This is a genomic window from Micromonospora sp. NPDC047730, assembly GCF_043204765.1.
In the GTDB taxonomy this organism is placed as follows: domain Bacteria; phylum Actinomycetota; class Actinomycetes; order Mycobacteriales; family Micromonosporaceae; genus Micromonospora.
This window is the reverse complement of sequence record NZ_JBIDCU010000004.1, coordinates 229,969-246,358: the sequence shown is the minus strand read 5'-3', so window position 1 is coordinate 246,358 and position 16,390 is coordinate 229,969. Positions and strand designations below refer to the sequence as shown.

The 16,390-nt window shown below is 72.8% G+C and carries 15 protein-coding genes; 9 read left to right on the top strand and 6 right to left on the bottom strand.

Annotation, left to right across the window (positions count from 1 at the left end; all coding sequences use genetic code 11):
* Window positions 1–108 precede the first annotated feature (108 nt).
* A complete protein-coding gene (locus ACGF5G_RS13110) occupies window positions 109–762 on the top strand; it encodes an HAD family hydrolase (protein WP_393262186.1) in 654 nt (217 codons plus the stop codon).
* A gap of 51 nt (window positions 763–813) precedes the next feature.
* Here the strand turns inward: ACGF5G_RS13110 and ACGF5G_RS13105 are convergent, their stop codons facing one another.
* The 5 genes from ACGF5G_RS13105 to ACGF5G_RS13085 form a co-directional block, all read right to left on the bottom strand.
* The gene (locus tag ACGF5G_RS13105; protein WP_393262183.1) at window positions 814–3,363 is read right to left on the bottom strand and encodes an ABC transporter permease; all 2,550 of its coding nucleotides are present in this window, start codon (window positions 3,361–3,363) and stop codon (window positions 814–816) included.
* Window positions 3,363–4,130, bottom strand: coding sequence for an ABC transporter ATP-binding protein (locus ACGF5G_RS13100; protein ID WP_350704290.1), 768 nt, complete (start codon window positions 4,128–4,130; stop codon window positions 3,363–3,365). Before ACGF5G_RS13100 ends, ACGF5G_RS13105 begins: the two co-directional genes overlap by 1 nt.
* A 346-nt stretch (window positions 4,131–4,476) precedes the next feature.
* Window positions 4,477–5,166, bottom strand: coding sequence for a response regulator (locus ACGF5G_RS13095; RefSeq protein WP_393262180.1), 690 nt, complete (start codon window positions 5,164–5,166; stop codon window positions 4,477–4,479).
* Window positions 5,167–5,251: 85 nt separating this feature from the next.
* Window positions 5,252–6,448 carry a sensor histidine kinase gene (locus ACGF5G_RS13090; protein ID WP_393262177.1) on the bottom strand — a complete coding sequence of 399 codons (1,197 nt, stop codon included), beginning with the start codon at window positions 6,446–6,448 and terminating at the stop codon, window positions 5,252–5,254.
* Between the two features lie 295 nt (window positions 6,449–6,743).
* A complete protein-coding gene (locus tag ACGF5G_RS13085) occupies window positions 6,744–7,655 on the bottom strand; it encodes a RecB family exonuclease (RefSeq protein ID WP_393262174.1) in 912 nt (303 codons plus the stop codon).
* Window positions 7,656–7,737: 82 nt separating this feature from the next.
* Here ACGF5G_RS13085 and ACGF5G_RS13080 point away from each other — a divergent pair, with 82 nt between their 5' ends.
* From ACGF5G_RS13080 to ACGF5G_RS13070, 3 genes are all read left to right on the top strand, one after another.
* The gene (locus tag ACGF5G_RS13080; protein WP_393262171.1) at window positions 7,738–8,889 is read left to right on the top strand and encodes a M50 family metallopeptidase; all 1,152 of its coding nucleotides are present in this window, start codon (window positions 7,738–7,740) and stop codon (window positions 8,887–8,889) included.
* On the top strand, window positions 8,886–9,905 hold the full coding sequence (locus tag ACGF5G_RS13075; RefSeq protein WP_393262168.1) for a tRNA (adenine-N1)-methyltransferase: 1,020 nt from the start codon (window positions 8,886–8,888) through the stop codon (window positions 9,903–9,905). Before ACGF5G_RS13080 ends, ACGF5G_RS13075 begins: the two co-directional genes overlap by 4 nt.
* A gap of 81 nt (window positions 9,906–9,986) precedes the next feature.
* Entirely contained in the window at window positions 9,987–10,559 is a 573-nt protein-coding gene (locus ACGF5G_RS13070) for a hypothetical protein (protein WP_350704280.1), read from the top strand.
* A gap of 53 nt (window positions 10,560–10,612) precedes the next feature.
* Here ACGF5G_RS13070 and ACGF5G_RS13065 read toward each other — a convergent pair whose 3' ends face one another.
* On the bottom strand, window positions 10,613–10,909 hold the full coding sequence (locus tag ACGF5G_RS13065) for a ferredoxin (protein WP_350685639.1): 297 nt from the start codon (window positions 10,907–10,909) through the stop codon (window positions 10,613–10,615).
* 177 nt (window positions 10,910–11,086) lie between these two features.
* Here ACGF5G_RS13065 and arc point away from each other — a divergent pair, with 177 nt between their 5' ends.
* The 5 genes from arc (at window position 11,087) to prcB (ending at window position 16,349) form a co-directional block, all read left to right on the top strand.
* On the top strand, window positions 11,087–12,868 hold the full coding sequence (gene arc / locus ACGF5G_RS13060; protein WP_350685640.1) for a proteasome ATPase: 1,782 nt from the start codon (window positions 11,087–11,089) through the stop codon (window positions 12,866–12,868).
* A 177-nt stretch (window positions 12,869–13,045) separates the two neighbouring features.
* Window positions 13,046–14,563, top strand: a complete 1,518-nt coding sequence (gene dop, locus ACGF5G_RS13055) for a depupylase/deamidase Dop (protein ID WP_393262163.1) — start codon at window positions 13,046–13,048, stop codon at window positions 14,561–14,563.
* 104 nt (window positions 14,564–14,667) lie between these two features.
* Window positions 14,668–14,883, top strand: a complete 216-nt coding sequence (locus ACGF5G_RS13050; RefSeq protein ID WP_088993750.1) for a ubiquitin-like protein Pup — start codon at window positions 14,668–14,670, stop codon at window positions 14,881–14,883.
* 264 nt (window positions 14,884–15,147) lie between these two features.
* On the top strand, window positions 15,148–15,591 hold the full coding sequence (locus tag ACGF5G_RS13045; RefSeq protein WP_393262160.1) for an endonuclease VII domain-containing protein: 444 nt from the start codon (window positions 15,148–15,150) through the stop codon (window positions 15,589–15,591).
* Complete coding sequence (prcB, locus tag ACGF5G_RS13040; RefSeq protein WP_172896527.1) at window positions 15,510–16,349, top strand: proteasome subunit beta; 840 nt, start codon at window positions 15,510–15,512, stop codon at window positions 16,347–16,349. Before ACGF5G_RS13045 ends, prcB begins: the two co-directional genes overlap by 82 nt.
* Window positions 16,350–16,390 lie beyond the last annotated feature (41 nt).

The following is a 16,390-nucleotide window of genomic DNA, read 5'->3' as shown; positions in this document are numbered from 1 at the left end:
CCAGGTCACGCCGGCGGCACCTGGGCGCGCCGCCGGCGTCCCGGCTGAGAGGATTCCCGGGTACGCCACCCGAGGGAGGATGTTCTGAGCAGCCACCACCCCGCCGCCGTGCTCTTCGACATGGACGGCACCCTGGTCGACAGCGAGAAGCTGTGGGACGTCGCGCTGCGCGAGCTGGCGGCCGAGTACGGCGCCACCCTCTCCGAGGCGGCCCGCAAGGCGATGGTCGGCACCAGCATGGCCGCGTCGATGCGTATTCTGCACGACGACCTGGGCCAGCCGCACCGTGACCCCGACGTCAGCGCGGCGTGGATCAACGCCCGGATCCTGGAGCTGTTCCGCACCGGGCTGCGCTGGCGTCCCGGCGCGCTGACGCTGCTGCGGGCGGTCCGCGCGGCGGACATCCCGACGGCGCTGGTGACCTCCAGCGTCCGGCCCCTGGTGGAGGTCGCGCTGGACACCCTCGGGCGGGACAGCTTCGACGTGGTGGTCTGCGGCGACGAGGTCGACGCGGCCAAGCCGCACCCGGAGCCGTACCTGACCGCCGCCCGGCTGCTCGACGTGCCGATCGCCCGCTGCGTGGCGATCGAGGACTCGCCGACCGGGGTGGCCAGCGCGCTCGCCGCCGGCGCGGCGGTGCTGGCCGTGCCGGCGGAGGTGCCGATCGGGCGGCTGGACGGCGTACACCAGCTGGAGAGCCTGACCGGCGCGGACCTGGAGCTGCTGGCGGCCCTGCTCGGCGCGCCGCCGGCCGGCGTCTGACGCGACGAGGGGCCCCGCCGGTCGGCGGGGCCCCTCGTCGTGCCTGGTGGGTCAGTCGTGGGCGATGGCGCCCAGGACGTTGATCCGGGCGGCCCGGACCGCCGGCAGCACCGCGGCGATGACCCCGATGATCGCGGCCAGGCCGAGGAAGACCCCCATCTGGGACCAGGGCAGCACCAGGTCGGTGATCCCCTCGTCCCGCAGCGCCTCGACCACGGCCGCGCCGAGGCCGCTGCCGACGGCGACGCCGAGCAGCGCGCCGAAGACCGAGATCACCACCGCCTCCACGGTGACCATCCGCATGGTCTGCGCCCGGCGCAGACCGATGGCCCGCAGCAGCCCCAGCTCCCGGGTGCGCTCCAGCACCGACAGCGCCAGGGTGTTGATGATGCCGAGCACGGCGATGACGATGGCCAGCGCCAGCAGGATCTGGATCATCGTGAGCAGGCCGTCGAGCTGGCCGGCCTGCTGGTCGATGAACGCCTCCCGGTCGGCCACCGACACCTCTGGGGAGTCGGCCAGCAGCGCCTCGATCTGCGGCTGCACGTCGGCGACCCGGGTGCCCGGGGCCAGCTGGATGAAGCCCTGGATCGGCTGCGGGATGGCGAAGTCGCGCGCCGCCTGCGGCGGCAGCACCACCTGGTTGGTCAGCTCGGAGCTGGCGTAGATGCCGGTCACCGTGTAGGTCCGCGCCTCGCCCCGGGCCAGCTGCACCGGCACCTGGGAGCCGACGGAGAGCCCGCGCGACTCAGCGGTGTCCGAGCTGACCAGCATCTCGTCCGGCGCGAGCCGGTCGATGTTCCCGGCGGTGGCCTCGGCGCCGAAGATCGTGCGCAGTGCGGCGACGTCGCTGCTCGCCCCCACCCAGGTGCGTTTGCCGCCGACCACCGCCATGTCGCCGTACTCGCCGTCGGCGAGGCGCACTCCGGGGATCGCCGCGGCCTTCTCCAGCACCCCCGAGTCGAAGCTCGGCGGCCGGGGGCCGCTCTGTGCCCCGGAGATCACCAGCTCCGCCTTGAGCGTGTCCTGGGTGAGCGCGCTGATGCTGCTCTTCGCCGAGTCCAGGATCACGGTCACCCCGGTGACCAGGGCGATGCCCACCATCAGCGCCGCGGCGGTGATGGCCGTGCGGCGCGGGTTGCGGCCGGAGTTGAGCCGACCCAGCTTGCCCGGCACGGACCAGGCGAAGATCGCGCCGAGCAGGCTCACCACCGGGCGGCTGATCAGCGGGGTCAGCAGCGCCACGCCGATGAAGGCGAACAGCACGCCGCCGAGGATGGTGGCCAGCGTGTTGCCCCCGGCGTTGCCCGTCAGCCCCAGGGCCAGCAGCCCGGCGCCGACGGCGGTGACGATCCCGCCGGCCACGGTGACCTTGGTCAGCGGGCGGTCCGGGTTGGCCACGTCCTGCATCGCCGCGATCGGCGGGATCCGGGACGCCCGCAGCGCCGGCAGCAGCGCCGCCACCACGGTGATCACCAGGCCGACGGCGAACGCGCCGATCACCGCGGACAGCGGCACGCCGACCCCGGCCAGGGTCAGCCCGCCGGCGAAGGTGCTGAACAGGTACGCCAGCAGCGCGCCGATGCCGATGCCGGCGCCGAGGCCGAGCACCGAGGCGATCAGCCCCACCGCGATGGCCTCCAGCACCACCGACCCGATGATCTGCCGGCCGCTGGCCCCGATGGCGCGCATCAGCGCCAGCTCGCGGGTGCGCTGCGCCACGATGATCGAGAAGGTGTTGAGGATCAGGAAGGTGCCCACCAGCAGCGCCACCGCGGCGAAGCCGAGCAGGATCCGGTTGAAGAAGGACAGCGCCTCCTTCATGCTGGCCGCCGCCTCCTCGGAGAGCTGCTCGCCGGTCTTGACCTCGTAGTCGGCGCCCACCGCGGCGGCCACGGCGTCGCGCAGCGCCTCGTCCGACATCCCGCCGGCGGCGGTGACCGTGATGCTGCTGAAGGTGTCCGGCGCGCCGAGCATCAGCCGTTGCGCGACGGGCGTGGTGAACATGATCTCGTTGGCGCCGCCGATGGAGTCCCGGCCGCCGCTGTAGCCGAAGACGCCGACGATGGTGAACTCCTGCTTCGGCTGGAGGGTCAGCACGCCGACCCGGTCACCGACCTTCACCTTGCCGGCCGTGGCCAGCGCCTTGTTGACCACGATCTCGTCGTCGGCCTGCGGCGCCCGTCCCTCGCGCAGTTGCACCAGGTCGTTCTCGCCGGTCCAGTTCTCGCCCATCTGCGGCGGACCGAACGAGGTGACCACCTTGCCGTTGCTGCCGATCAGCCGTGCCCCGTCGACGCCGACCACGCCGGTCGCCTCGGCCACGCCGGGCACCGCCCGGACCTTGTCCAGGGTGGCCGCCGGCAACGGCTGGGCCGCCTGCATGCCCTCGGCCTCGGCGACGTCGATCTTCGGCTTGGCGGCGACGTTGACGTCCACCCCCTCGTACGCGTCGGCGAAGATCGAGTCGAACGAGCGGCCGAGCGTGTCGGTGAGCACGAACGCGCCGGAGACGAACATGACGCCCAGCACCACGGCCAGGCCGGAGAGGATCAGCCGGACCTTGCGGGCCAGCAGGCTCTTCAGAGTCGCCCGGAACATCAGCGGGCCACCTCGGTGGGGGTGTCCAGCTTCTTCATCGTGTCCAGCACGGTGTCGGCGGTCGGCTCGATCAGCTCGGAGACGATCTGCCCGTCGGCGAGGAAGACCACCCGGTCGGCGTACGCGGCGGCGGTCGGGTCGTGGGTGACCATGACGATCGTCTGCCCGTGCTCACGCACCGAGTTGCGCAGGAAGTTGAGCACCTCCGCGCCGGAGCGGGAGTCGAGGTTGCCCGTCGGCTCGTCGGCGAAGATCACCTCGGGGCGGGAGACCAGCGCGCGGGCGCAGGCCACGCGCTGCTGCTGCCCGCCGGAGAGCTGCGCCGGGCGGTGGCCCAGCCGGTCCTGTAGCCCCACCGTGGCGATGACCGTGTCGTACCAGGCCGGGTCCGGCTTGCGCCCGGCGATCGACAGCGGCAGCAGGATGTTCTCCTTCGCCGTCAGGGTCGGCAGCAGGTTGAACTGCTGGAAGATGAAGCCGACCTTGTCCCGGCGCAGCTTGGTCAGGCCCGCGTCGCCCAGGCCCGTGACGGTGGTGTCGCCGATCGACACCGTGCCGCGGGTGACCGAGTCGAGGCCGGCGAGGCAGTGCATCAGCGTCGACTTGCCCGAGCCCGACGGGCCCATGATCGCCGTGAACCGGCCCCGCTCGAACTCCGCGCTGACCCCCCGCAGCGCGATGACCTGCGCCTCGCCGCTGCCGTACACCTTCCACACGTCGTTCGCCCGGGCCGCGGCCTGCGCCTGCTGGCCTACCGTCGCGGTCACGTCATCTACCTCTTCCGTCTGTTTTTGATATCCGCCCCGCCCCCGCTGGTCCGGCGCGGCAGTCTCCATCATCGGTGCTTGTCGGCGCCGATCCGTCCGACTCCGGGCGGAGCCGGTGCCTATTTCGCGGTGCGGGTGCCCCCGACCCCGGCTCAGGGTTGCCCCTGACCCGGCGTCCGGTCGATCGCATTTCCCGCCCGTCGGGGACCGATCCTGCACAGTGACGCCACGTCAGGGTCAACCGCGCCGCGCCATCTCCGGTCACGGTAGGTGACGACGGCAACGGCGCCTCCCGGCCGCGGGGAATCTTCGGGTACGCCTGCGAAAACAGCCAGGGCGGGCGCCACTACGCCCGGGGGCGGACCAGACCCGACTCGTACGCCAGTACCACGGCCTGCACCCGGTCGCGCAGCCCCAGCTTGGTCAGCACGTGCCCCACGTGGGTCTTGATGGTGGTCTCGCTGACCGACAGCGCCCGGGCGATCTCGGCGTTGGACAGCCCCCGGGCCACCTGCACCAGCACCTCCCGTTCCCGCTCCGTCAGCGCGCCGAGGCCCTTGGGCGGGGCCGCCGCCGGGTCCGGCAGCAGGTCGGCGAACCGGTCCAGCAGTCGCTTGAGGATCCGGGGCGCCACCACCGCGTCCCCGGCCGCCACCGTGCGGATCGCGGTGACCAGGTCGTCGGCCGGCACGTCCTTGGCCAGGAAGCCGCTCGCCCCGGCCCGCAGCGCCCCCACCACGTACTCGTCCAGGTCGAAGGTGGTCAGGATCAGCACCCGCACCGGCAGCCGGGCGTCGACGATCGCCCGGGTCGCCGCGACCCCGTCCATCCGCGGCATCCGGATGTCCATCAGCACCACGTCGGGCAGCAGCCGGCGCGACAGGTCCACCGCCTCGACGCCGTCCCCGGCCTCGGCCACGATGTCCAGGTCGTCCTCCGTGCCGAGCACCATCCGGAAGCCGGTACGCAGCAACGGCTGGTCGTCGGCGAGCAGGATGCGCACCGGCCGCCGCGCCGGCACCGTCGCCTCGGTCACCTGTTGCCCCCGTCCCTGGTCCCCGGCCACGCCGTCACCCCGTTCCGCGGCCCGGCCGCGATTCTCCCGTACGCCCCCGAGCCGGTCATGCCGCCACCGCGCCACGGCCTTCCACCGGGATCCGCGCGGAAACCCGGAAGCCGCCGCCGGGGCGTGCCCCGGTGCGCAGGACCCCACCGTAGAGGGCGACCCGTTCCCGCATCCCGACCAGGCCGTGCCCGATCCGGTCGCCGCCCGGCCCCGGGCCGCGCCCGGTGTCGGCCACCTCGACGCCGACCGCGCCCTCGTCGAAGGTCAGCCGCACCTCCGCCGTGGCCGTGCCGGCGTGCTTGAGCGCGTTGGTCAGCGCCTCCTGGGCGATCCGGTAGAGGGTCAGCGCCACCCCCTCCTCCAGCGCCCCCGGGGTGCCCTCGACCCGCAGCGTCACCGGCAGGCCGGCCTCGCGCACCTGGTCGACCAGGGCCTCGATGCCGGCGAGTCCCGGCTGCGGGGCCAGGTCGGCGGCCGGCTCGGCGTCGGTACGCAGCACGTCCAGCAGCCGGCGCAGCTCCCGCAGGGTGGCCCGGCTGGTCGCCTCGATGGTGGCGATCGCCCCGTCGGCCGCGTCCGGGTCCTTCGGCAGCACCCGGCGGGCGCCGGTGGCCAGCACCCCCATCACGCTGACGTGGTGCGCGACGACGTCGTGCAGCTCCCGGGCGATGCGGCGGCGCTCGTCGGCGACCGCCTGCTCGGCGAGTGAACGCTGGTTCTCCTCGGCGGCCCGGGCCCGCTCCCGCAGCGCCTCCGTGGCGGCCCGGCGCCCGTGCACGGCCCGGCCCACCGAGTACGACACCGCCCCCGTCAGCAAGCTGTTCACCACCAGGTACGCGGAGCTGACGCCCTCCATCACCCCGTCCAGGGATGCGGTTGCGTTCACCACCGCGGCCGGCAGCCAGAGCGCCAGGGCCGCCGCGACCGCCGTCCGGAGCGGCCGGGTCGCGGCCACCGTGTAGGTGAGCACCAGCAAGGTCAGGCCCTGCGCGGCCGGCGTCAGGTCGAGCAGGACGGGCAGCGCCAGCGTCGCCACCGCCGCGGCGACGGCGGGCCACGGCGCGACCCGGCGCAGCGCCACCGGCGCGGCGCAGACCGGGCTCCAGGCCAGCGTCGCCAGCAGGTGCGGCGGCCAGTAATCGCGGGGGGTGAGGAAGGTGAACACGATCTCCGCCCCGACGAGCCCGACGGCGAGGAGAGCGTCCGCGGCGAGCGGGTGCCGGCGCAGCCACGCCTTCGGGCCCGAAGTCATACCGCGACGCTAGCCGCCGCCACGCCGGATTGATCGTCGCCGACGGTGAGCCCGGCCTCATCCCTGAGGAGGAGACCGCCTCCACCGCGCCAGGGCCCGCCCGCCGCCCGCCGGCTCCCCGATCCGGGCACCCGGGCGGCTCGCCGGCCCTCGCGCCCGCCGGCTCCCCGGGCCGTGCGCCCGGTGGTCCGCCGGCCCGCGCACCCGGTCGCTCACCGGTCCGTGCGGTCGCTGCGCCACCGGTCGACCGTGGGTATCCCCCTGACGACGTGGGGCCGCGTCGCGTGCGGCGGCGTCACTCGTCGGCGCCGGGGGCCGCCGGGCGGGACCGGGCGTCGCGCAGCGGATCCGTCGCCACCTGCGTCGGGAACGGCGGCGGGGTGCCACCGAAGCTCGGGCAGAGGGCCTGATGGCTGCACCAGTCGCAGAGCCGGCTCGGCCGGGGACGGAAGTCCTGCCGGGCGGTCGCCTGCTCGATCGCCCGCCACAGGGCCACCACCGTGCGCTCGAAGCGGAGCAGCTCCTCGGCGTCCGGGGCGTAGTCGCAGACCTCCGCGTCCTTGAGGTAGAGCAGCCGCAGCACCCGGGGGACCACGCCCCGGGTGCGCCACAGCACCAGCGCGTAGAACTTGAGCTGGAACAGCGCCCGCGCCTCGAACGCCTCCCGGGGCGCGCCGCCGGTCTTGTAGTCGACCACCCGCAGCGCGCCGTCCGGCGCCACGTCGAGCCGGTCGAGATAGCCCCGGATCAGCAGCTCCTCGTCGACCACCGCCGAGATCAGGCTCTCCCGCTCGGCCGGCTCCAGCCGGCGCGGGTCCTCCACCGCGAAGTAGCCCTCCAACAGCGCGGCGGCCGAGCGGAGGAACTCGGCCGCGGCCGGGGTGTCGCCGTCGGCGAACAGCCCCGCCAGCTCCGGCTGCTCGGTGACCAGCCGGTCCCACTGCGGGGCCACCAGGTCGCCCGCCGCCGTCGGGGTGCGCGCGCCGGCGGGCAGGTCGAACAGCCGCTCCAGCACGGCGTGCACCAGCGTGCCCCGGGCCTGCTCGACGGTCGGCCGCTCCGGCAGCCGGTCGATGCTGCGGAACCGGTAGAGCAGCGGGCAGGTCTTGAAATCCGCCGCCCGCGACGGCGACAGCGAGGCCCGCACCGTCGCCGGCACCTCGGCCGGGGTCGCGGGCTGCTGCGTGGTCACCGGTTCCGCCGTCATGCCCGGAAGGTTAGGGCACCGGTGTGACACCTCCGCCGTCGCCGCTCCGGCGCATGATCCCCCGCCGCGTAGCATCGGTCCGATGGAGCAGACGAGGCAACCGCGGCGCCGGCCCGACCCGCGGCCCGGCCTGACCGTGGGCCGGGTCTTCGGGGTGCCGCTGCACCTCAACGGCTCGATGGTGCTGCTCACCCTGCTGGTGACCGTGCTGTACGCGGAGTTCGCCCGCCGCCAGCTCGACCTGTCCCAGCTCGCCGGCTACCTGATCGGCTTCGGCTTCGTGGTCTCCCTGCTCGGCTCGGTGCTCCTGCACGAGCTCGGCCACGCCCTGACCGCCCGCCGGTACGGCATCGGTGTGCGCGGCATCACCCTGGAGCTGCTCGGCGGCTACACCGAGATGGACCGCGACGCCCCGTCTCCCCGCGTCGACCTGCTGGTGTCGCTCGCCGGCCCCGCCGTCTCCGCCGTGCTCGGCGCGGTCGCCGTCGCCGCCACCCTCGCCCTGCCCGACCGCACCCTGGCCAACCAGCTCGCGTTCCAGCTGGCGGTGAGCAACGTCATCGTCGCGCTGTTCAACATCCTGCCGGGGCTGCCGCTCGACGGCGGCCGGGCGCTGCGGGCGGCGGTCTGGGCGGTGACCCACGACCGGCACCGGGGCACCGAGGTCGCCGGGTGGGTGGGGCGCGCCGTCGCCGTCGGCACCGCCGCGCTGGTCACCCTGTTCGCCCTCACCGGCGACCTGGCGCCGCTGGCGCTGCCGCTGATGCTGCTCGTCGCGTTCACCCTCTGGCGCGGCGCCGGGCAGTCGATCCGGATGGCGCGGATCAGCCGCCGCTTCCCGCTGATCGACCTGTCCCGGCTGTCCCGGCCGGTGCTCGCCGTGCCCACCGGCACGCCGCTGGCCGAGGCGCAGCGGCGGGCCGCCGGCGCCACGCCGGGCGCCGCGCTCCTGGTCACCGACTCCGCCGGGCGGCCGGTCGCCCTGGTCGACCCCGCCGCGGCGGAGGCCGTGCCGGCGGAACGCCGCCCCTGGCTGGCCGTCGACGCGGTCGCCCGGTCGCTGGCCGACCTGCCCGCCATGCCGGTCGGGCTCGACGGGGAGCGGGTGATGGAGGCGGTACAGACCCACCCGGGCGCGCAGTACGTGGTGACCTCAGGCGAAGATGTCGTCGGCATCCTGCACATCGCGGATCTGGCTCAGCTCCTCGAACCTCAACGGAAGATGAACACGTGACCGCAACTCCCCCCGCCGCCCCGGCCGACCCGGGCACCGCGGTGCCCGCCGACACCCGGGCGCTGCCCCCCGTGCACCGTGGGCCGTTCCGGCCCGGCGACCGGGTGCAGCTGACCGACCCCAAGGGGCGGATGCACACGGTCACCCTGGAGCCGGGCAAGGCGTTCCACACCCACCGGGGCATCCTGGAGCACGACACGCTGATCGGCCTGCCCGACGGCAGCGTGGTCACCACCTCCGGCGGCGGCACCGCGTTCCTGGCCCTGCGCCCGCTGCTCTCGGACTACGTGCTCTCCATGCCGCGCGGCGCGCAGGTGATCTACCCGAAGGACTCCGCCCAGATCGTCGCCATGGGCGACATCTTCCCGGGCGCCAAGGTCCTGGAGGCCGGGGCCGGCTCCGGGGCGCTGTCCTGCTCGCTGCTGCGCGCGGTCGGCACCGAGGGCGAGCTGCACTCGTTCGAGGTGCGCGACGACTTCGCCCAGATCGCCAAGCGCAACGTCGAGGCCTTCTTCAACGGGCCGCACCCGGCGTGGCACCTGCACGTCGGCGACGTCGCCACCTGCACCGAGACGGGCTTCGACCGGATCATCCTCGACATGCTCACCCCGTGGGAGACCCTCGACATGGTCGAGCGGGCCCTGGTGCCCGGCGGCGTGTTCATCGGTTACGTCGCCACCACCCCGCAGCTGTCCGAGCTGGTCGAGGCGCTGCGCGAGCGCGGCGGCTGGACCGAGCCGCGCGCCTGGGAGTCGCTGGTGCGCGACTGGCACGCCGAAGGGCTGGCGGTGCGCCCGGACCACCGCATGATCGCGCACACCGCGTTCCTGGTGTCCGCGCGTAAGCTCGCTCCGGGCGTCACCGCGCCGCCGCGACGCCGCAAGCCCAGCAAGGGCGCCGAGGCGTACGCCGAACGTCGGCAGGCGCTGCGCGAGGCGGAGGCGGTCCGACAGGCCGCCGCCGCGCGGGCCGCCGCGGCGGAGCCGGCCGCGGCCGGGGACACGACGCAGCCGTGACCGTGGAACGGGGCGGCTGGGAGTGAGCGGACGGAACCTGCCGGCCGGTGCGGGCCGGTGGCACGGCTACGGGGAGGTGGCATGAACCGGCCGGGTTTCGGCGGCGGAGACCTGCCGGCGGTGTTCCCGGACTGGTCGCCCTACCAGGACCTCGAATCGGCGGCCCGCGCCTACCTGCGCGACCCCGACGTCGCACTGGAGGCGCTGGGCGGGGTGCTGCGCGGTGCGTCGGTGCTCGGCTTCACCCTGGAACGCTTCGTCAACGAGGTCAACGGGGTGTGGCAGGAGGTCGTGGTCTGCGACGGCAGCCGGCTCGTCCTCTGGCACGGCGAGGACGTGCCGCCGGGGGAGGGGCCACCCGGGTCGATGACGTCCTCGCTGCGGGTGGTGCCGGTCTCCACGGTCACCGAGGTCGGCTGCCGGCGCCGGCTCACCCGCGACGACAACGGCGGCATCCGGGTCGACAGCATCGACGTCTACCTGCTGCTGACCTCGCTCGACGAGGCGCCGCCCAGCGACGAGGCGGTGGGCGCGCCCCGGCACGACGCGCTGCGCTTCGGCAAGACCCTCGACGACGGTGGCGCGGGGCAGATCGCCCGGCTGGAGGAGTTCGCCCGCCTGGTCGCCTCGGTGGTCGGCCGCCCGATGCTCTGAGGCGTACGCCCGGCAGCCCTCCCGCCCCTCGGCGGCGCGGGAGGGCGGGGCGCTCAGTCCTCCTCGGCCTCCGGGCCGGCGACCTCGACGCCGTCGCTGCCGCGTACGACGTGGATGCACTCGCCCGGGCACTCCTTCGCCGAGTCGATCACCTCGAGGCGCAGGTGCTCGGGCACGTCGACCCGGCTGCCCGGCGCGAGCCGCAGCTCACCGTCGGGGCCCTTGACGTAGGCGAGCCCGTCGACGTCGAACTCGAAGACCTCCGGCGCGTACTGCACGCAGAGCCCGTCGCCCGTGCAGAGATCCTGGTCCACCCAGACCTGTAGCTGGTCGGTCATGACCTCCGCCACGGCGCACCCCCCATGTTCTCCCGTCCCACGCCCCGACGGTACCCGAACGCCCGGACCGGCCCCCGGGGCCACCCTTGGCGATCAAGGTTCGGTGACGAGCGCGTTGCGTGGGACCGAATCGGCCTCATAGCGGCTAGTGTTAGGGCAGAACGTTCAAGCCCCCCGGGGAGGTGGGACGTGGCACGCAGCGACGACGCGGACTCGCGCGCCGCACGGTGGGAGAAGGAGGCCCACGATCTCTCCACGCAGGTCGCGTTCCTTCAAGAGGAACTCGCTCTGGTGCGGCGCAAGTTGACCGAAAGCCCCCGACACGTCCGGCAGCTCGAAGAGCGGCTGGCGGCCACCCAGGCACAGTTGGCGCGGCTGACCGAGAACAACGACCGGCTCGTGAGCACCCTCAAGGAGGCCCGCGCGCAGATCGTGACGCTCAAGGAGGAGATCGACCGCCTCGCGCAGCCACCGAGTGGCTACGGCGTCTTCCTCGCGCGGCACGACGACGGCACGGTGGACGTGTTCACCGGCGGACGCAAGCTCCGGGTCGCCGTCTCGCCCTCGCTGGACGTCGCCGAGCTGCGGCGCGGCCAGGAGGTCCTGCTCAACGACGCGCTCAACATCGTCGACGCGTTCGGCTACGAGCGGGTCGGCGAGGTGGTCATGCTCAAGGAGATCCTCGCGGGTCCCGACGGCAGCCCGGGCGACCGGGCGCTGGTGGTCTCGCACTCCGACGAGGAGCGGATCGTGCACCTCGCCGAGACCCTGATCGGCTCGCCGATCCGGGCCGGCGACTCGCTCATGATCGAGCCCCGCTCGGCGTACGCCTACGAGCGGATCCCGAAGAGCGAGGTCGAGGAGCTGGTCCTGGAGGAGGTGCCCGACGTCGACTACACCGACATCGGCGGCCTCCACGCCCAGATCGAGCAGATCCGCGACGCGGTGGAGCTGCCCTTCCTGCACGCCGATCTGTTCCGGGAGCACCAGCTCCGCCCGCCGAAGGGCATCCTGCTCTACGGCCCGCCCGGCTGCGGCAAGACGCTGATCGCCAAGGCGGTGGCCAACTCGCTGGCGAAGAAGATCGCCGAGCGGGAGGGCAAGGAGCGGCACACCAGCTTCTTCCTCAACATCAAGGGCCCGGAGCTGCTCAACAAGTACGTCGGCGAGACCGAGCGGCACATTCGGCTGATCTTCCAGCGGGCCCGCGAGAAGGCCGGCGAGGGCACCCCGGTCATCGTGTTCTTCGACGAGATGGACTCGGTGTTCCGGACCCGGGGCTCCGGTGTCTCCTCCGACGTGGAGAACACGATCGTCCCGCAGTTGCTCAGCGAGATCGACGGCGTGGAGGGCCTGGAGAACGTCATCGTCATCGGCGCCTCCAACCGGGAAGACATGATCGACCCGGCGATCCTGCGCCCCGGCCGGCTCGACGTGAAGATCAAGATCGAGCGTCCGGACGCCGAGGCGGCCAAGGACATCTTCTCCAAGTACATCCTCTCCGGGCTGCCCCTGCACCCGGACGACCTGGCCGAGCACGGCGGCGACCCCCAGGCCACCGTCGCGGCCATGATCGACGCGGTCGTGCTGAGGATGTACTCGGAGACCGAGGAGAACCGCTTCCTCGAGGTCACCTACGCCAACGGCGACAAGGAAGTCCTCTACTTCAAGGACTTCAACTCCGGCGCGATGATCCAGAACATCGTCGACCGGGGCAAGAAGATGGCCATCAAGGAGTTCCTCACCTCCGGCCGCAAGGGCCTGCGCCTGCAGCACCTCCTCGACGCCTGCGTCGACGAGTTCCGGGAGAACGAGGACCTGCCCAACACCACCAACCCCGACGACTGGGCCCGCATCTCCGGCAAGAAGGGCGAGCGGATCGTCTACATCCGCACGCTCGTCTCCGGCGGCAAGGGCGCGGAGGCCGGCCGGTCGATAGAGACGGCCAGCAACACCGGTCAGTACCTCTGACCCACACCCGCACGGGGCCCGCGGCGCGACGCGCCGCGGGCCCCGTCCCGTCCGGACCCACCCGTCCCCGCCCGGCCCGCGCCTGCCGCCCCGGTCCGGCGCGCCCCCATCCGCCGCGCGGCCGACTACGCTCGACGTGACGGGGGACCGGGTCGGGCGAGCGAAGCAGGTAGGTCGATGAGCGTAAGACGGATCATGGGCACCGAGGTCGAGTACGGCATCTCCGTGCCCGGCCAGGCCGGCGCCAACCCCATGGTCACCTCCTCCCAGGTGGTCAACGCCTACGGGGCGCGCCCGGAACTCAACCGGGGCGGCCGGGCCCGCTGGGACTACGAGGAGGAGTCGCCGCTGCGGGACGCGCGCGGTTTCACCTACTCCGGCGCCGCGTACGACCCGGCCGAGGCGCTCGCCGACGAGGACCTCGGGCTGGCCAACGTGATACTCACCAACGGCGCGCGGCTCTACGTCGACCACGCCCACCCGGAATACTCCACACCCGAGGTGACCAACCCCCGGGACCTGGTGCGCTGGGACAAGGCGGGGGAGCGGGTGATGGCCGAGGCGGCCCGCCGCGCCGCCACCATCCCCGGCACCCAGCCCATCCACCTCTACAAGAACAACACCGACAACAAGGGCGCCAGCTACGGCTCCCACGAGAACTACCTGATGCGCCGCCAGACGGCCTTCGCCGACATCGTGGCGTACCTGACGCCGTTCTTCGTGACCCGGCAGATCGTCTGCGGCGCCGGCCGCGTCGGCATCGGGCAGGACGGCGGGCAGAGCGGCTTCCAGATCTCCCAGCGCGCCGACTTCTTCGAGGTCGAGGTCGGCCTGGAGACCACCCTCAAGCGGCCGATCATCAACACCCGCGACGAGCCGCACGCCGACGCCGACAAGTACCGGCGGCTGCACGTCATCATCGGCGACGCGAACCTGTCGGAGATCTCCACCTACCTCAAGGTCGGCACCACCGCGCTGATCCTCACCATGATCGAGGAGAAGGCGCTCGGCTCCGACCTGGGCATCGCCGACCCGGTCAGCGAGCTGCGCGCGGTCAGCCACGACCCGTCGCTCACCCACCTGATGCGGCTGCGCGACGGGCGGCGACTCACCGCCCTGGACGTGCAGTGGGCGTACTACGAGCGGGTGCGGTCCTTCGTGGACGACCGCTACGGCGCCGACGCCGACGAGCAGACCCTGGACGTGCTCGCCCGCTGGGAGGGCGTGCTGGACCGGCTGGGCCGCGACGTCATGCTCTGCGCCGACGAGCTGGACTGGGTGGCGAAGCTGCGGCTGCTGGAGGGCTACCGGGAGCGCGAGAAGCTCGGCTGGGGCTCGCACAAGCTCCAGTTGGTCGACCTGCAGTACTCGGACGTCCGCCCGGAGAAGGGGCTCTACCACCGGCTGGTCTCCCGGGGCGCGATGAAGACCCTGCTCGACGACGAGCAGACCCGCACCGCGATGACCGAGCCGCCGGAGGACACCCGCGCCTACTTCCGCGGCCGCTGCCTGGCCCAGTACGCCTCCGAGGTGGTCGCGGCCAGCTGGGACTCGGTCATCTTCGACGTGGGCCGGGAGTCGCTGGTGCGGGTGCCGATGATGGAGCCCGAGCGCGGCACCCGCAAGCACGTCGGCGCGCTCTTCGACCGCTGCCCGAGCGCGAAGGACCTGCTCGAGACCCTCACCGGCGGCTGATCGGCGTGGACGGATTCCCGCCGCGTGCCGAAGCCGGCGCGCGGCGGGCTTTTCGTCGCCTGCGCGAGGTAAGTTGATCGCAGGCGATCGTGGAGGAGGCAGCAATGGCCACTCGTGACAGCGGCGGGCAGTCGCAGTCGGGCAAGTCCCGGCAGGGCGAGGAGATCGAGGACGTCACCACCGAGGCGAACCCGGAGGTCGCCGAGCGGCACGCCGAGATCACCGAGGACGTCGACGACCTGCTCGACGAGATCGACTCCGTCCTGGAGGAGAACGCCGAGGAATTTGTCCGCGGCTATGTCCAAAAAGGGGGAGAATAGGGCCTATCTGGCATTTCGGACATGCCCCGACGGTTGGATGACCGAGACGGAGAGCGCCGTTGCCGCGACTGCGGCGCGTGGAAGCCGCTAGCGGAATTCTGCGCCAACAGCCGGCGACCCGACGGCCGCGGTAGCTACTGCAAGCCGTGCTTCAACGCGCGTTCGAAGGCGAGCTACGCCAAGCGGGTTCGCGAACAGCACGGCCGCGACGTGCGTCAACCGCCGGCGGTGCCGGAGGGGCACCGCCGGTGCCCGGCGTGCGGCGTGACCAAGGTGCTGGAGGACTTCCCTCGTAACCGCTCCGGGCGGAGCGGCTACGGCCGATACTGCAAGCCCTGTCACAACGAGAAGGGCAAGGAGTCGCGGACGCGGCTTCACGGCGGCAGCCGCGAGTACCACCTGCGGCGGCGCTACGGAGTGGGGCAGAAGGAGTTCGACGAGCTCCTGGCCGAGCAGGGCGGTGTCTGCGCAATCTGCGGCACGCCGGACCCCCAACATCTGGACCACGATCATCGCACCGGCTGGGTGCGCGGGATATTGTGCTTCAACTGCAACGGTGGTCTCGGCCAGTTCCGTGACGATCAGTCGCGGCTGGCCGGGGCGATCACATATCTGAGAGGAACCACGTGGCAGCGGGTTTTGATCCATCCGGGCGTCTACCAGATGTGTTCACCAACGCGGGGACGTCCTCCTTCACCTCGTTCCTGAGCAAGGTGGCCCCCGAGATGCTGCCCGGCCGACGGCCGCTGCCGCCGGGCATGGCCGCCGACATGGCGCCACACGCGACGACCATCGTGGCCATCTCGGCCGCCGGCGGCGTCGTGATGGCGGGCGACCGGCGGGCCACCATGGGCAACCTGATCGCCCAGCGCGACATCGAGAAGGTGCACCCGGCCGACGCGTACTCCCTGGTGGGCATCGCGGGCACGGCGGGCATCGGCATCGAGCTGATGCGACTGTTCCAGGTGGAGCTGGAGCACTACGAGAAGATCGAGGGCGCGATGCTCTCGCTCGACGGCAAGGCCAACCGGCTCGCCTCGATGATCCGCGGCAACCTGGGCGCCGCCATGCAGGGCCTGGCGGTGATCCCGCTCTTCGCCGGCTTCGACCTGGCCGCGAAGGACCCGGCGCGGGCCGGCCGCATCTTCAGCTTCGACGTCACCGGCGGTCCGTACGAGGAGACCGGCTACGACGCGATCGGCTCCGGTTCGTTGTTCGCCCGCTCCGCGCTGAAGAAGCGCTTCCAGCCGGGTCTCTCGATCGACGAGGCGGTCCGGCTCGCGGTCGAGGCGCTCTACGATGCGGCCGACGACGACACCGCCACCGGCGGGCCGGATCTGATCCGCCGGATCTACCCGGTGGTGATGACGGCGACGGCGGAGGGTACCCACCGGCTCACCGACGAGGAGATGTCGGCGATCGCCGAGAGCGTGGTCTCCGGCCGGATGGAGAATCCGGGCGGTTGATCCGCTCCCGCCCGCACCAGTCAGCAGCCGTCGACACAGCG

Excerpts from the sequence above, each read along its gene's own strand:
- ACGF5G_RS13070 (WP_350704280.1), top strand. The coding sequence starts at position 9,987 with ATGAACCGGCCGGGTTTCGGCGGCGGAGACCTGCCGGCGGTGTTCCCG.
- ACGF5G_RS13080 (WP_393262171.1), top strand. The coding sequence starts at position 7,738 with ATGGAGCAGACGAGGCAACCGCGGCGCCGGCCCGACCCGCGGCCCGGC.
- ACGF5G_RS13085 (WP_393262174.1), bottom strand. The coding sequence starts at position 7,655 with ATGACGGCGGAACCGGTGACCACGCAGCAGCCCGCGACCCCGGCCGAG.
- ACGF5G_RS13105 (WP_393262183.1), bottom strand. The coding sequence starts at position 3,363 with ATGTTCCGGGCGACTCTGAAGAGCCTGCTGGCCCGCAAGGTCCGGCTG.
- ACGF5G_RS13050 (WP_088993750.1), top strand. The coding sequence starts at position 14,668 with ATGGCCACTCGTGACAGCGGCGGGCAGTCGCAGTCGGGCAAGTCCCGG.
- ACGF5G_RS13090 (WP_393262177.1), bottom strand. The coding sequence starts at position 6,448 with ATGACTTCGGGCCCGAAGGCGTGGCTGCGCCGGCACCCGCTCGCCGCG.
- dop (WP_393262163.1), top strand. The coding sequence starts at position 13,046 with ATGAGCGTAAGACGGATCATGGGCACCGAGGTCGAGTACGGCATCTCC.